This is a genomic window from Rhizobium sp. rho-13.1 (assembly GCF_007000305.1).
Lineage (GTDB): Bacteria > Pseudomonadota > Alphaproteobacteria > Rhizobiales > Rhizobiaceae > Rhizobium > Rhizobium rhododendri.
Window position 1 is genome coordinate 278,312 of the sequence record NZ_SCFL01000001.1, and the last position, 15,549, is coordinate 293,860.

The window sequence follows — 15,549 nt, forward strand, 5'->3', positions numbered from 1 at the left end:
TGCTGCGGGTTGTGCGTCGCAGCAACTTCTGGCAATTTCAACTCTGTCGGCAATGGGGATTTTGCTGGCGAGGCGGCAGGCTGAACGGAGTTCAGAAACGACAAATGGCGGAAAATCCCGAAAAGACGACGACGAGACTGTCGGTCGCGGCACGCATCCGCAATAATTTTCTGACGGGGCTCATCATCTGCGCACCGATCGCCATTACGCTGTGGCTGACCTGGTCCGTCGTCCACTGGGCTGACAGCTGGGTTGAACCCTACATTCCCGCCCGCTACGACCCCGAGAGCTACCTCAACTTCGCCGTGCCCGGAACCGGCCTTGTCATGGCGATGATCTTCATCACTATCATCGGCTTTCTCGGCAAGAACCTCATCGGCCAAAGCATCGTCCAGTTCGGTGAATCCTTGGTGCGCCGTGTGCCGCTAGTCCGCACCATTTACAAGAGCCTCAAGCAGATCTTCGAAACGGTGCTGAAGGAGAAGAGCAATTCTTTCAAGCAGGTGGGGCTGATCGAATATCCGAGCCCCGGCCTCTGGTCGCTTGTCTTCGTCGCAACCGATGCAAAGGGCGAGATCGCATCCAAGTTCAACGCCATGGGTGTGGACATGGTCAGTGTCTTCCTGCCGCCGACGCCAGTTCCGACCGCAGGCTTTTTGGTTTTCGTGCCGCGCGAAAAAATCGTCATTCTCGACATGAGCCCGGAAGACGGGGCGAGGCTTCTCATTTCAGGCGGACTGGTGACGCCGGATCACGTCGATGCTTTGCCCACATCGGAACTCCACACAGCTTACAAGGCAAAGCGCCTAGCCCGCGCGGAGAAAGCGGATCGCCTCATCACGCCGGAATAGATAGAGCAGCGTCCTGACGGCCTGGCCGCGATCGCTGACGAGATCTGCGTCCCGTTCAATGAGATAGGCGGCGTCTTTCCGGGCAATTTCCAGAAGATCGGCATGGGCTTCGATGCTGGCGATGCGAAAGCCCGGGGTGCCCGACTGACGGGTGCCAAGAAGCTCACCTTCGCCGCGCAATTTCAGGTCTTCCTCGGCGATTCGAAAACCGTCCTCGGTGTCGCGCATGATCGATAGCCGCGCATGGCCGGTTTCGCTGAGCGGTCCCTTGTAGAGAAGGATGCAGCTCGACGCCTCGTCACCGCGTCCGACACGACCGCGCAACTGGTGCAGCTGCGCCAGCCCGAAGCGCTCGGCGTGCTCGATGACCATGATCGTCGCATCCTGTACGTCGACGCCGACTTCCACAACAGTAGTCGCCACCAGCAGCCTGGTTTCGCCGTTCTTGAAAGCCCGCATCGCGGCATCCTTTTCCGGCCCGCTCATCCGCCCGTGGATGAGCCCGACCTTGGGCCCGAAGAACTGCGCGAGTGTCTCGAAGCGTTCCTCGACGGACATCAGGTCGGATTGCTCCGACTCTTCCACCAGCGGGCAGATCCAGTAGGCCTTCTTGCCATCGGCAAGGGCGCCGCGGAGCCGCTGGACGATATCGCCGACGCGTTCCGTGGGAACGGTCACGGTATGGATAGGCTTGCGGCCGGCCGGCTTTTCCGTCAGCTTCGAGACATCCATGTCGCCGAACGCGGCCAGCACCAGCGTTCTGGGGATCGGCGTCGCCGTCATCACCAGCATATGCGGTGAGATTCCCTTGGCCGTCAGGCGCAGCCGCTGGTGGACGCCGAACCGGTGCTGCTCATCGACGACAGCCAGCATCAGGTTTGCATAGGAGACGCTGTCCTGAAACAGCGCATGGGTGCCGATGACGATCTGGGCCTGACCGGACGCAATGCGCTCGAGGATCCCGTCACGCTCCTTGCCCTTCGTGCGGCCTGTGAGGACTTCGATAGAAAGTCCTGCAACCGCAGCGAATTTCGAGATCGTGCTATAGTGCTGGCGGGCGAGGATTTCCGTTGGCGCCATCAGCACCGCCTGTCCGCCGTTCTCGATCACAGCGGCAATCGCCATCAATGCCACCAGCGTCTTGCCGGCACCTACATCCCCCTGCAGCAGGCGCAGCATGCGGTCGCTGCCCGCCATGTCCTTCAGGACGTCGGCGATTGCCGCCGTCTGGCTGCCGGTCAGCGAGAAAGGCAGCGCCCCAAGAATCCGGCTGCTGATCTTACCGGTCGCATGAACTGGCTGGCCCGGCACGCGACGCAGCCGCTGGCGGACAAGTGCCAGAGACAACTGGCCAGCCAGGAACTCGTCATAGGCAAGGCGACGGCGGGCAGGTGCCTGCGGGTCGATGTCTTTAGCATCGCGCGGATCGTGCAGCATCCGGAAGCTCGTCGCGAAATCGGAAAATCCCTGCTTCGTCACCAACGCTGCGTCGTCCCATTCCGGCATATCCGGCATGCGCGTCAGCGCCGCCTCAATCGCCTTGCGGACGGTGCGCAATGTCAGGCCGGCGCTCAGCGGGTAGACGGGCTCCACCAGCGGCAGCGTCTCGCCTTCGCTTTCGCGGACGATGTAATCCGGATGCACCATCGACGGACGGCCGTTGAACCAGTCGACCTTGCCGCTGACGGTGACGGTCTCGCCGAGCGGCAGCTGCTTTTCTAGCCACTGTGCCTTGCCTCGGAAGAAGACGAGGCCGAGTTCGCCGGTCTCGTCATGCAGGAACACGCGGTACGGCTGGCTGGTGCGCGGCGGCGGCGCCTGATGGCGGTCGACCCGACCGGTGATGGTGACGATGGTCCCCTGCGGCGCCCGTGCAATTCCCGGCTGTTCGCGCCGGTCGACGATTGATGAGGGGGCATGGAACAGCAGGTCGACGACCCTGGTGTCCTCAAGATTTTCGCGGCCAAGCAGCTTTACCAGCAGGTCGGCCACTTTTGGCCCGACGCCCGGCAGCGAGGAAATGGAAGCAAACAGCAGATCGAGAATGGCAGGGCGCATGATGGCGGCAAAATGCGACGGCGGACACCGCTTTGGCAAGGCCGGATAATGCGATCCGCCGACAGTTCTCGACATGCCCCCGGAAAAATCCCCGGCAACGTCTTTTTTCCGAAAAACCGGTTCCCACATTTCGAAGCGATGCTTTATAGAGACGCAGCAACAAGAAGGTGTGTGAGATGACAGGCGTAACACTGAGCAGCGCGCTCCTCGATCCACGCCGCAAGCGGATTCTGTTTCGTTGCTGGCATCGCGGTCTCCGGGAAATGGACCTCGTGTTCGGCCAGTTCGCCGACGCCGAGCTGCCCACGCTGTCGGAGACCGAGCTCGACGAGTTCGAGATCATCATGGATGAGGAAGACAACGATCTGAACCGCTGGATTCTAGGCACGCTGCCGGTGCCAGAACGATTCCAGACGCCGCTGTTTGCCCGTATAGCCGCCTATGCGCCGGATTTCGAACAGATGACCGCCGACCTGCGCAGGGTCGCGGAATGATTGCAGGTATCGACGTCAGGAAGCTTGCAGCGGCGCCGGTGCCGCTGACGATCGGCAACGTTCCGGCCGGCCTCGATCCATTTATCATCGCCGAACTGGCGCGGTCCGGCGAACCGGTCGCCTACGTGCTGTCGGACGGACAGCGCATGGCTGACATCGAGCAGATGCTGTCCTTCATTGCGCCTGAAATCCCGGTGCTGACCCTTCCGGCCTGGGACTGCCTTCCCTATGACCGCGTTTCCCCAAGTTCCGACACGTCTGCACGCCGGCTGGCGGCACTTGGCGGGCTGATCGCATACCACAAGAAGCCGCATGCGGCGATCGTGCTCGTGACCGTCAATGCCCTGCTGCAGAAGGTCGCCCCGCAGGACGTGATCGAAAGCCTGGCCTTCTCGGCAAAGCCCGGCAGCCAGTTGCGCATGAACGATATCGCCGGCCGCCTGGAGCGTAACGGTTTCGACCGGGTCGCGACCGTGCGCGAGGTCGGTGAATTCGCGGTGCGCGGCGGTATTCTCGATGTCTTCGTGCCCGGGTCCGAAGAGCCCGTGCGCCTCGATTTCTTCGGCGATACGCTGGAGAGCATCCGCAGCTTCGATCCGGCAAGCCAGCGGACGACCGGGCAGGTGCGCTCGCTCGATCTCAATCCGATGAGCGAAGTGACGCTGACGCCGGATACGATCAGCCGCTTCCGTACCAATTACCTGGCGACCTTCGGCGCTGCCACCCGCGACGACGCCCTGTATGTCGCCGTCTCCGAAGGCCGGCGGTATCCCGGCATGGAGCACTGGCTGCCCCTTTTTTATGAAAAGCTCGATACGATCTTCGACTACCTGAAGGGCTTCCGCTTCATCACCGACCATACGGTGCGCGAGGCCGCCGAGGAGCGCTCGAAGCTCGTCCGCGACTATTACGAGGCGCGCCAGCAGTCCGGCGAGCAGCGCAAGGGCGCGATGACGCAGGGCACCCCCTACAAGCCTGTGGCCCCCGGCGAGCTTTACCTCGACGGCAAGATGTTTGGCGCGACGCTCGATGCCTTCAACGCCATACGGATGTCGCCGTTCAACGAGCACGAGGGCGCGACCCGGATGGTGGTCAATGTCGATGCGCGACAGGGGCCGCGCTGGGCTCGCGGTGCCACCGAGCAAGTCGATGCCGAGCGCGTCAACGTCTTCGATGCCGTCGTCAAGCATATCGCAGATCGTCGTGCGGCCGGTGGCAAGGTACTCGTCACCGCCTGGACGGAAGGCTCGCTGGAGCGCCTGCTACAGGTGCTCGCCGAGCATGGCCTGCAACGCGTCAAGACCATCGAGGCGATGAAGGATGTCGATGCGCTGGCCAAGGGCGAGGCGGCAGCGGCCGTGCTCAACCTGGAAAGTGGTTTCGAAACCGGCAATCTGGTCGTCATCGGTGAACAGGACATTCTCGGCGACCGCATGGTCCGCCGCTCCAAGCGCAGCAAGCGCGGCGCCAACTTCATCTCCGAAGTCGCAGGCCTCGACGAAGGCTCGATCGTCGTCCACGCCGAACACGGCATAGGCCGCTTTGTCGGTCTCCGGACAATCGAGGCAGCCGGTGCACCGCATGCCTGCCTCGAGCTGCTCTATGCCGACGACGCAAAGCTGTTCCTGCCGGTCGAAAACATCGACCTCCTGTCGCGCTACGGCTCGGAAACCAGCGACGCGCAGCTGGACAGGCTCGGCGGCGGTGCATGGCAGATGCGCAAGGCCAAGCTGAAGAAGCGGCTGCTGGATATGGCCGGATCCCTGATCCGTATCGCGGCCGAACGCCTGACGCGCCATGCGCCGGCGCTGATCGCACCCGATGGCATCTACGACGAGTTCGCAGCTCGCTTCCCCTACGACGAGACCGAGGACCAGGCGAACGCCATTGACGCCGTGCGTGACGATCTCGCAGCCGGCCGGCCGATGGATCGGCTCGTGTGCGGCGACGTCGGGTTCGGCAAGACGGAAGTGGCGTTGCGCGCCGCCTTCGTCGCGGCGATGAACGGCGCCCAGGTGGCAATCGTCGTGCCGACGACGCTGCTGGCCCGCCAGCATTTCAAGACGTTTTCCGAGCGTTTCCGTGGTCTGCCGATCCGCGTCCAGCAGGCTTCGCGCCTGGTTGGCGCAAAGGAACTGGCACTGACCAAGAAGGAAGTCGCCGAAGGCAAGACCGACATCGTCGTCGGTACGCACGCGCTGCTCGGCAACGGCATCAAGTTCGCCAATCTTGGCCTGCTGGTCATCGATGAGGAGCAGCATTTCGGCGTCAAGCACAAGGAGCGGCTGAAGGAGCTGAAGAGCGACGTCCACGTCCTCACCCTGTCGGCAACGCCGATCCCGCGCACCCTGCAGCTGGCCATGACCGGCGTCCGGGAACTGTCGCTGATCAAGACTCCGCCGGTAGACCGCATGGCGGTCCGCACCTTCATCTCGCCCTTCGATTCGCTGGTGATCCGCGAAACGCTGATGCGCGAGCATTATCGCGGGGGCCAGAGTTTCTATGTCTGCCCGCGGCTCGCCGACCTTGCCGATATTCACGCTTTCCTGCAATCGGATCTGCCGGAACTGAAAGTTGCCGTTGCCCATGGCCAGATGCCGGCGAGCGAGCTCGAAGACATCATGAATGCCTTCTACGAGGGCCGCTACGATGTGCTGCTGTCGACCACCATCGTCGAATCCGGCCTCGACGTGCCGACTGCCAACACCCTGATCGTCCACCGCGCCGACATGTTCGGGCTTGCCCAGCTCTACCAGCTGCGCGGTCGTGTCGGACGTTCCAAGGTGCGGGCCTTCGCGCTGTTCACGCTTCCCGTCAACAAGGTGCTCACCTCGACGGCGGAGCGCCGCCTCAAGGTGCTTCAGTCGCTGGATACGCTCGGCGCCGGCTTCCAGCTCGCCAGCCACGATCTGGATATCCGAGGCGCCGGCAATCTGCTGGGCGAGGAGCAGTCTGGCCATATCAAGGAGGTTGGCTTCGAACTCTACCAGCAGATGCTGGAAGAGGCCGTGGTCGAAGTGAAGGGCGTCGACGAGATCCAGGACACCGGCTGGTCGCCGCAGATTTCGGTGGGCACGCCGGTGATGATCCCCGACGACTATGTGCCCGACCTGCACCTGCGCATGGCGCTCTACCGCCGGCTCGGCGAGATCACCGATCTCAAGGAAATCGACGGTTTCGGCGCCGAGATGATCGACCGCTTCGGACCCATGCCGATCGAGGTGCAGCACCTGCTGAAGATCGTCTACATCAAGTCGCTCTGCCGCATTGCCCATGTGGAGAAGCTCGATGCCGGTCCGAAGGGTGTCGTCGTGCAGTTCCGCCACAAGGAATTCCCGAATCCGGCAGCCCTCGTCGGCTATATCGCCAGGCAGGGCTCAATGGCGAAGATCAGGCCAGACCACAGCGTCTTCCTCACCCGCGACCTCCCAACACCAGCCAAGCGCTTGGCGGGCGCCGCCGTAGTCATGACGCAGCTGGCGGAACTGGCAAAATAAAAGGCTGCGTGCCCTGACGGAGCGCGCAGCCTGATTTACAGGGTAAATGTGAGAAATGCTGCGCTAGTTGAGCGCCGCGCGGGCCTCGCCCTTCGTCTTGGCGATGTCGCGGAGCGCGTTGGCAATCACATCCGGCGTCTGCGCGCCGCTGACTGCATATTGCTGGTCGAAGATAAAGAACGGCACGCCGTTTACGCCCATTTGCCGTGCCGACTCGATTTCCGCGACGATCAGGTCGCTGTCGGCGTCGGATGCGAGGAGGGCCTCGATGACAGCGCGATCCAGTCCGGCGGCTTCGGCGATGTCGAGAAGTACGGCGTGGTCGCCGACATTTCTGCCTTCTTCGAAATTCGCCTTGAAGAGGCCATCGACCACCCGGTTCTGGAGCTCGCGATCTTCGGTCACAGCCCAGTGGATCAGTCTGTGGGCATCGAGCGTGTTCGGGCCGATGGTGATGGCATCGAAATTGAATGCAATTCCGACCTCGCGGCCAAGACCTGCGAGCATCGCGTGAGCGCTGGCCACCTTGTCTGCACCGCCGAGCTTTTCAGCCAGCTTCTGCTTCTGGTCGACGCCTTCAGGCGGATAATCCGGATTGAGGCGGTAAGGGCGCCAGTTAATGTCGACACCGACTTCGTCCTGCACTTCGGCAATCGCCAGTTCGAGCCGCGCCTTGCCGAGGTAGCACCACGGGCAGACGACGTCCGAGACGATATCGATTGTGATGCGTTCCATGGTCGTTGCCCTTTCCTGTTGATCGGACCGAAATAGTCTCTTTGCCGCCGGGCTTCAACCAGGCACCAAAAAGGAACCACCTCACTGCACCGAAGCATCCCACCACACAGGCAGCTGATAGCCGTACAAGGGAGTGACATCCGGATGCCCTATCCGCTTGTGCCGTGCCACATATTGCTGGTCGATATGATAAAGCGGCACGAAGTAATGCCCGGAAAGCAACAGCCGGTCGAAGGAACGGACGGCATCGCGAAAATCCTCAACGCCGCGCGCCGAGAGAATGTGGCCGATCAACGTATCCACATCGGGATCGGCAACGCCCGCGAAGTTCTCGCTGCCCTGTCGATCACGCGCCACCGAGCCCCATCGCCCGACCTGCTCGATGCCCGGCGAGAGGGAAGATGTGAACGATTTGATGATGATGTCGTAGTCGAAGCTGATTGTCCGGCGCTGGTACTGCGAATCGTCGACGGTGCGGATCGCCACCTCGATCCCCAGCAGGTTCAGCGTTCTCCGGTAGGCGATGGCTAGTCTCTCCTGGTCGGCATTCTGTGTCATGATCTCAAACGCCAGCTGATGCCCGCCGGCATCGACCATCTTGCCATCCTTGATCGTGTATCCACCTGCCTTCAGCAGATCCACGGCCCGGCGCAGCACAGCGCGGTCGCGGCCGGAACCGTTGGTCACGGGCAGTTTGTATGTGCCATCGAGCACGGCCGGATCGATGCGCTTGCTGATCGGACCCAGCATTTCGAGCTCGCGGGCATCGGCGGATACGCCGAAGGACGACAGGTCCGAGCCCTGCCAGTAGCTCTCCGTTCGCGTGTAGGCGCCTGACGATAGGTTCTTGTTGACCCACTCGAAATCGAAGGCCAGCGAAAGACCTTCGCGGACTTTTACATTGGCAAAGATCGGTCGCCGAGTGTTGAAGACGAAGCCGAACATGCCGCTGGGAAGCTTGGGATTGAAGACATCCTTCACAACCTCGCCGGAGCGCGCCGCCGGAAAATCATAGGCATTTGCCCAGTGGCCCGGGCTGCCATCCGCATAGATATCGACATCGCCCTTTTTGAATGCCTCGAACAGCGTGTTTTCCTGCAAGAAGTAATGAACGGTCAGCAGGTCGTAATTGTCGACCCCGACCTTGGCCGGAATATCCTTGCCCCAGTAATCCGGGTTCCGCGCAAAGACGATGCTGTCGCCCGGGTTCACCGTTTTCACCCGGTAAGGCCCGGATCCGATGGGTGCCACCAGCGTCGTCTGGTCGAACTTGTCCGGATCGATCGCATGCTGCGGCAGGATCGGCGTCGAGCTGGCAATGATCATCGGCGTTTCGCGGTCGGCCTTGTCGTTGAAGGTGAAGCGGACACTGTGCTCGCCGACCTTCTCCATCTTGGCAACGGCATTCAGCCGGTTTGAGTAGGGCACGCGGCCCTTGTCGCGCAAAAGGTTGAAGCTGAAGATCACATCATCCGGCGTCACCGGCTGGCCATCCGACCATTTGGCGGCGGGATTGAGATTGAACTGGATATAGGACCGCTTGTCGTCCCATTCGGCGGTCTGGGCGAGCAGACCGTAGAGAGTGAACGGCTCGTCGCGCGAGCGCTGCATCAGCGTTTCGTAGACGATGTTGCCGTAGTCCGGATCCCACATGCCGCGCGCCGTGGTCCGCATGCTCTTGAGGATGAACGGGTTGAGATTATCGAAGGTGCCGACCACACCGTAGCTGATATGGCCGCCCTTCTTGACGGACGGATTGACGTAAGGGAGGGCCTTGAAGTCGGCGGCAAGCGCGGGATCGCCGTGCATGGCAAGGCCGTGCACGGGGTCCGCCTGAGCGGTCTTGCAAAGCATTGCCGCAGCTAGATAAATCGCGACCCGGAGCGCTCGCATGGCATCCTTTCCCATAAGGGCATGATTCGTGACGGCGACCTTATCATGGCCTCCTCGATCCAAGACATAGGCATCGGATTTGTCCATCCTGCGGCCGAAACCTGCAAAGAAAAGCTGGATATCCGAAGCAACGCCATGTAACAGGTGATCCACAGTTCGGAGTCATGCATTTGCCTTATTCTTTCGACAGGTGGACAGCAGTTTGACCCGAAAGGCATGAGGTGGCAGAAGGCTGCTTTGCATCGGATTTCAGGAGGCGGATTTCGCTATGACGTTCAAAACTGACAAAACAATTCGCGCGGCTCTGTCTGCACTCGCACTCGTGATCGGCGCTTCCGCGCCCGCTTTTGCGCAGGATGCACCGGCTGCTCCGGCCGATGGCGCCGCTCAGACCCCGCGTCTCGGCTGGTACAAGACATGCGCCAAGCAGGATGACAACGACATCTGCATCGTCCAGAACCTGATCATGGCCAACAGCGGCCAGCTGGTGACGGCAATCGGACTGATCTCCATCGATGGCAAGGTCAACCGCAAGATCCTGCAGATCTCCGTCCCGACAGCCCGCCTGATCGGACCTGGCATCACCATGCAGATCGATGGCGGCAAGGGCCAGAAGGTCGACTACGCCGTCTGCCTGCCAGACAAGTGCACGGCTGAAATTCCGCTGACGGATGCCACGATCGCATCTCTGAAGAAGGGCACGGACGTGACCTTCACATCGATCAACTTCCGCCGCGCTCCGAACCCAATCAAGGTCTCCCTGACCGGCTTCGGCGCCGCTTATGACGGCCCGGCGATCTCCGATACCAAGCTCGCAGAAAGCCAGCGCAGCCTGCAGGACAGCATGCAGAAGAAGGCTGAAGAAGCCCGCAAGAAGCTGGAAGACGCCCAGAAGGCCGCCAAGTCCCAGTGAGAATTACACATATCTGCATAAAAAGCCCGGTTCAGCCGGGCTTTTTTTATGGCTCACAGTCTAACGAAAATAAAAAAGGAAGCCGGTTTGTCGGCTTCCTTTTGCAGGCGTATCTGTGGAGGGATCAGTGGGCGAAGCTCATCTTGGGCTTGAGTTCGCCGGTCGTCTTGCGGTCGAAGATTTGGTAGACCTGCGGGTTGCGGAGAGGTTCTCCGCTGTCGTCGCTGACGAGGTTCTGCTCTGAGACATAAGCGACATATTCCGTCTCCTCGTTTTCAGCCAGCAGGTGATAGAACGGCTGGTCCTTGCTGGGACGAACCTCGGTCGGAATGGCATTCCACCATTCTTCCGTGTTGGCGAACTCCGGATCTACGTCGAACACGACGCCTCGGAACGGAAACACCCGATGCCGGACCACTTCGCCGATATTGAATTTTGCATCTTTTTGTTTCATGGCGCGACTTCCTTTCACGCAATTATGTGGGACGATGCGCCACATTTTTCAAGCCTTTTGCCGCCGTTGTCCCACAGCGCTGCCATAGTCAGGCGGCCGACAAGACCAGTAAAGCACGCCGCGCTGGCTCGGCGCAGAAAAAAGTCCCGGCGATGACCGGGACTTTCTGGTTGAGGACTAGGCCGAGTAGTACATGTCGAATTCGACCGGATGGGGTGTCATTTCGTAGCGCATGACCTCCACCATCTTCAGTTCGATGAACGAATCGATCTGGTCGTCGTCAAACACGCCGCCGGCCGTCAGGAACTTGCGGTCCCGATCGAGGTTTTCCAGCGCTTCACGCAGCGATGCGCAGACGGTCGGGATCTTCTTCAGTTCCTTCGGCGGCAGGTCGTACAGGTCCTTGTCCATCGGCTTGCCGGGATGGATCTTGTTCTTGATGCCGTCAAGGCCGGCCATCAGCATGGCGGCAAACGCCAGGTATGGGTTAGCAGTCGGATCCGGGAAGCGAACTTCTACGCGCTTCGCCTTCGGGTTGGAGCCGAAGGGAATACGGCAGGAAGCCGAACGATTGCGAGCCGAATAGGCAAGCAGCACCGGAGCCTCATAGCCCGGGACGAGACGCTTGTAGGAGTTCGTCGACGGGTTTGTGAAAGCGTTGATGGCCTTCGCGTGCTTGATGATGCCGCCGATGTAATAGAGGCAGGATTCCGACAGGCCGGCATACTCGTCGCCGGCGAAGGTCGGCTTGCCGCCCTTCCAGATCGACTGGTGCACATGCATGCCCGAGCCGTTATCGCCGAAGATCGGCTTGGGCATGAAGGTCGCCGTCTTGCCATAGGCGTTGGCGACCTGATGAACGACGTACTTGTAGATCTGGATCTTGTCGGCGTTGCGCACCAGCGTGTCGAACTTGACGCCGAGTTCGTGCTGTCCCGCAGCCACTTCGTGATGGTGCTTTTCAACCACGACGCCCATTTCGCCGAGAACCGTCAGCATCTCGGAGCGCATGTCCTGGCAACTGTCGATCGGCGGAACTGGAAAATAGCCGCCCTTGACGCGAGGACGGTGACCGAGGTTGCCGGTCTCGTAGTCGGTGTCGTCGTTCGACGGCAGTTCGCTGGAATCGAGCTTGAAGCCGGTGTTGTAGGGATCGGCTTTGTACTTGACGTCGTCGAATACGAAGAACTCAGGCTCCGGGCCTACGAAGATCGTGTCGCCGATGCCGGAAGCCTTCAGGTAGGCTTCTGCCTTCTTGGCGGTACCGCGCGGATCGCGATTGTAGGATTCGCCGGAAACCGGGTCCAGGATGTCGCAGAGGATGACCATGGTCGACTGCGCGAAGAACGGGTCCATGTGAACCGTTTCCGTGTCGGGCATCAGCACCATGTCGGATTCGTTGATGGCCTTCCATCCTCCGATAGAGGAGCCGTCGAACATGACGCCATCGGCGAACATGTCTTCATCGACGCAGGCAACGTCCATCGTCACGTGCTGCAGCTTGCCCTTCGGGTCCGTAAAGCGCAGGTCGACGAACTTGACGTCGTTGTCCTTGATCTGTTTCAGAATTTCGTTTGCGGTCGTCATGGGATGCTTCCTCGGTTTTTTATGACGATTTTGCCCTGGCCACCGGCGAGGGCTTAGATGGCATCTATACCCGTCTCTCCCGTACGGATTCGGATGACCTCTTCGATATTGGAAACGAAGATCTTTCCGTCGCCAATTCGTCCGGTCTGCGCCGCCTTGCGGATCGCGTCAATAACCGCTTCGGCATTTTCGTCTGCCAACACAACTTCGACCTTCACTTTCGGAAGGAAATCGACGACATATTCGGCACCACGGTAGAGTTCCGTGTGACCTTTCTGGCGACCGAAGCCCTTGGCTTCCGTGACAGTGATACCCTGCAAGCCGACTTCCTGAAGGGCTTCCTTCACTTCGTCCAGCTTGAATGGCTTTATGATCGCTTCGATCTTTTTCATGAGAAAATGTCTCTCCGCTTCTCCCGTTAGAGCGGACATTGCCCGCTCGCCCTTGTTGATGCACGTATCATGCCAGATTATCCAGAGATGTTTCGGTAAATGTTGCAGTTTTGAGCAATTTTGAGGCTGATACAGGGTTGTTTGACATATCGTGCCCCGAATTGAATATGCGCAGACACGTTTCGGACGATATCCGGAATGGAGGGCGGACCGCAGCGGTTGGAACGGCCTACACGCCCTGAATTCGACTGATTAAAAAGCGTGCTTTTGCTCAAATTTAAGTCGGCGGCACGCGGGATTTTTTGATTGTTTTTCAGGCGTCGTTGCGATCATTATCGTCCATGACACACACCCTAGCTGAACTCCTCCTGACACCCCAATCGATGGCGGCGGTCGACAAGGCCGCTGCGGCTTCAGGAATTGACTCTTTCGGACTGATGCAGAAAGCCGGCCGGGCGGTGGCGGCTGCGGCCTTGCGGGACTATCCGGAGACGCTGCGATACGCGGTCCTGTGCGGCCCCGGCAACAATGGCGGAGATGGCTACGTGGCCGCTTTGGCGTTGCACGAATGCGGTGCCGAGGTCGACGTATATCACCTCGGAGATGCAGCCGTGCTGAAGGGCGATGCGGCGCGCGCCTTTTCCGCCTGTCCGGTTGCCGGCTCGCCACTCGGTTCCTATCTGCCCCGGGCCGGCGACCTCGTCATCGATGCGATTTTCGGTGCCGGCCTCGCGCGGGATGTGCCTGACGCCGTCGCAGCCGTGATCGAACGAACACGTGCCGCTTCCATCCCGGTTATCGCCGTCGATTTGCCGTCGGGCGTCAACGGCGCTACCGGCCGAGTGCTGGGCGCCGCCTTTCGCGCTTCCCATACGGTAAGCTTCATGACGCGCAAACCCGGGCATCTGCTGATGCCGGGCAGGGAGCTGTGCGGCACGCTAGAGATCGTCGACATCGGCATTCCAGCCCGCATCGTCCGGGAAAACGCCAATGCGCTGATCGCCGAGAACACACCGGAACAGTGGCGGTCGGCCATGCCTGTAGCGTTAGTGGAGACCCATAAGTACAAACGCGGGCATCTGGTGGTCTTTTCCGGCAGCGAGACGGCGACGGGTGCGGCCCGCATGTCGGCCATGGCGGGTCTGAAGGCTGGGGCAGGGCTGGTCACGATCGCCTCTTCCAAAGCCGCGCTCAAAGTCAATGCCGGGGCGCTGACGGCGATCATGCTGCGCGAAATCGATGACAGAGCCGCTCTTGAGGAGTGGCTCGACGATGCGCGGCTATCGACCTTCGTTCTCGGCCCGGGTTTTGGCACGGGCGAAAAGGCACGGCAGTTCGTGGCGGCGCTGGTGGATCGACATCTCGTGCTCGATGCGGACGGCATCACCTCCTTCAAGGACGATCCATCTGCGCTCTTCGATGCTTTTGCGACGGGGCCGACGCATCTGGTTCTGACGCCGCACGAAGGCGAGTTCGGCCGTCTTTTCCCCGATATCGCCAAGGATGAAGCTCTCGGCAAGATCGAGAAGGCAATCGCAGCCGCAATGCGCTCGCACGCGGCAATCGTCTACAAAGGCGCCGACACGGTGATCGCCGCGCCAGACGGGCGGGCACTGATCAACTGCAATGCGCCGCCATGGTTGGCAACTGCCGGTTCCGGCGATGTGCTGGCGGGGATCATTGGCGGACTTCTGGCGCAGGGCATGCCGGCCTTCGAGGCCGCGGCCGCCGGTGTCTGGCTGCACGGCGAAGCGGGAAACCGGGCCGGCAAGGGCCTGACGGCCGAAGACCTGATGGGCCACGTCAGGCCGCTCTGACCGGTGCTAGGATTTGGCAAGCACGCCCTGCAGGGCAATGGCGCCCTGCGGTGCGTTGACTTTTCCATCGTGGATCATGAAGGCGAAAACATCCCGCGGCTGGACCTTCACCTTACGTGCAGCATCGATCAACGGCAGGTCGGCGGGCACCTTGCCTTCGGCCCAGGTCTGAAGGCGCTCCGCCCACTCTTTCAGTTCCTTCGGCGGATAGCAGGTCTTGATTTCATCGGAGCCCTTCTGCAGGCGGCCGTAGACGAAATCGGCGGTCACATCGGCGATCATCGGATAGTCGTGATGGTCGGCACAAACCGGGGCCACCTGGTATTTCTCCAGCAGCGCGACGAACTCCGGCACCTTGAACGAATCGTGGCGTACCTCGACCACATGCCGCAGCGGCAATCCGTCCTGCTTCTGTGGCAGGAGCTTCAGGAATCCTTCGAAGTCATCCGCATCGAATTTCTTCGTTGGTGCGAACTGCCAGAGCAGAGGGCCCAGTCGGTCGCCGAGCTCGCTGATGCCGGACTTCAGAAACCGCTCCATCGATTCCCCGGCTTCCACCAGTATCTTGCGATTGGTGACGTAGCGCGTCGCCTTCAGGCTGAAGATGAAGCCATCCGGCACCTCGGAGGCCCATTTTGCAAAGGTCGCCGGCTTCTGCGTCGCATAGTAGGTCCCGTTGACCTCGATCACCTTCAGCTTGCTGCTGGCGTAGCGCAACTCGTCTTTCTGCTTGAGATCGTCGGGGAAGAACGTCCCGCGCCAGGGCTCGAACGTCCAGCCGCCAATGCCGGTCCGAATGGTGCCTGACGCTGTCATATGCTTTCCCCGTTCATTTATGATGCCGGTATCCGGCGCTTC

Annotated in this window: 12 protein-coding genes; 5 read left to right on the plus strand and 7 right to left on the minus strand. The window is 60.9% G+C overall.

Annotated features, from left to right (window positions below; translation table 11 throughout):
• Positions 1–104: 104 nt before the first annotated feature.
• Complete coding sequence (locus EQW76_RS01605) at positions 105–851, plus strand: DUF502 domain-containing protein (RefSeq protein ID WP_142822627.1); 747 nt, start codon at positions 105–107, stop codon at positions 849–851.
• Here the strand turns inward: EQW76_RS01605 and recG are convergent.
• Positions 807–2,909 carry an ATP-dependent DNA helicase RecG gene (gene recG, locus EQW76_RS01610; protein WP_142823582.1) on the minus strand — a complete coding sequence of 701 codons (2,103 nt, stop codon included), beginning with the start codon at positions 2,907–2,909 and terminating at the stop codon, positions 807–809. The two genes, EQW76_RS01605 and recG, sit on opposite strands and share 45 nt — an antisense overlap.
• A 176-nt stretch (positions 2,910–3,085) precedes the next feature.
• Between recG and EQW76_RS01615 the strand changes: the two genes are divergently transcribed.
• Positions 3,086–3,403 (plus strand): succinate dehydrogenase assembly factor 2, encoded by a 318-nt coding sequence (locus tag EQW76_RS01615; protein ID WP_111215621.1) that lies wholly within the window; start codon positions 3,086–3,088, stop codon positions 3,401–3,403.
• Positions 3,400–6,900: a transcription-repair coupling factor gene (gene mfd, locus EQW76_RS01620; protein ID WP_142822629.1), complete on the plus strand. Its 3,501-nt coding sequence runs from the start codon at positions 3,400–3,402 to the stop codon at positions 6,898–6,900. The genes EQW76_RS01615 and mfd overlap by 4 nt, the downstream gene beginning before the upstream one ends.
• A gap of 63 nt (positions 6,901–6,963) precedes the next feature.
• On the opposite strand, the gene EQW76_RS01625 is transcribed toward mfd, so the two are convergent.
• Together EQW76_RS01625 and EQW76_RS01630 are read right to left on the minus strand one after the other, a co-directional pair.
• Positions 6,964–7,635, minus strand: coding sequence for a DsbA family oxidoreductase (locus EQW76_RS01625; RefSeq protein WP_142822631.1), 672 nt, complete (start codon positions 7,633–7,635; stop codon positions 6,964–6,966).
• Positions 7,636–7,716: 81 nt separating this feature from the next.
• A complete protein-coding gene (locus EQW76_RS01630) occupies positions 7,717–9,528 on the minus strand; it encodes an extracellular solute-binding protein (protein WP_142822632.1) in 1,812 nt (603 codons plus the stop codon).
• Between the two features lie 268 nt (positions 9,529–9,796).
• Here EQW76_RS01630 and EQW76_RS01635 point away from each other — a divergent pair, with 268 nt between their 5' ends.
• Entirely contained in the window at positions 9,797–10,441 is a 645-nt protein-coding gene (locus tag EQW76_RS01635; protein WP_142822634.1) for an invasion associated locus B family protein, read from the plus strand.
• A gap of 124 nt (positions 10,442–10,565) precedes the next feature.
• Here EQW76_RS01635 and hspQ read toward each other — a convergent pair whose 3' ends face one another.
• The 3 genes from hspQ to EQW76_RS01650 form a co-directional block, all read right to left on the minus strand.
• Positions 10,566–10,895 (minus strand): heat shock protein HspQ, encoded by a 330-nt coding sequence (hspQ, locus tag EQW76_RS01640; RefSeq protein WP_111215626.1) that lies wholly within the window; start codon positions 10,893–10,895, stop codon positions 10,566–10,568.
• Positions 10,896–11,072: 177 nt separating this feature from the next.
• Positions 11,073–12,482: a type I glutamate--ammonia ligase gene (gene glnA / locus EQW76_RS01645; RefSeq protein WP_142822635.1), complete on the minus strand. Its 1,410-nt coding sequence runs from the start codon at positions 12,480–12,482 to the stop codon at positions 11,073–11,075.
• 53 nt (positions 12,483–12,535) lie between these two features.
• Positions 12,536–12,874 carry a P-II family nitrogen regulator gene (locus tag EQW76_RS01650; RefSeq protein ID WP_003579240.1) on the minus strand — a complete coding sequence of 113 codons (339 nt, stop codon included), beginning with the start codon at positions 12,872–12,874 and terminating at the stop codon, positions 12,536–12,538.
• Positions 12,875–13,215: 341 nt separating this feature from the next.
• On the opposite strand from EQW76_RS01650, the gene EQW76_RS01655 reads away from it, so the two are divergent.
• The gene (locus EQW76_RS01655) at positions 13,216–14,691 is read left to right on the plus strand and encodes an NAD(P)H-hydrate dehydratase (protein WP_142822637.1); all 1,476 of its coding nucleotides are present in this window, start codon (positions 13,216–13,218) and stop codon (positions 14,689–14,691) included.
• A gap of 6 nt (positions 14,692–14,697) precedes the next feature.
• On the opposite strand, the gene EQW76_RS01660 is transcribed toward EQW76_RS01655, so the two are convergent.
• Positions 14,698–15,507 carry a DUF72 domain-containing protein gene (locus EQW76_RS01660; protein WP_142822638.1) on the minus strand — a complete coding sequence of 270 codons (810 nt, stop codon included), beginning with the start codon at positions 15,505–15,507 and terminating at the stop codon, positions 14,698–14,700.
• Between the last annotated feature and the right edge of the window lie 42 nt (positions 15,508–15,549).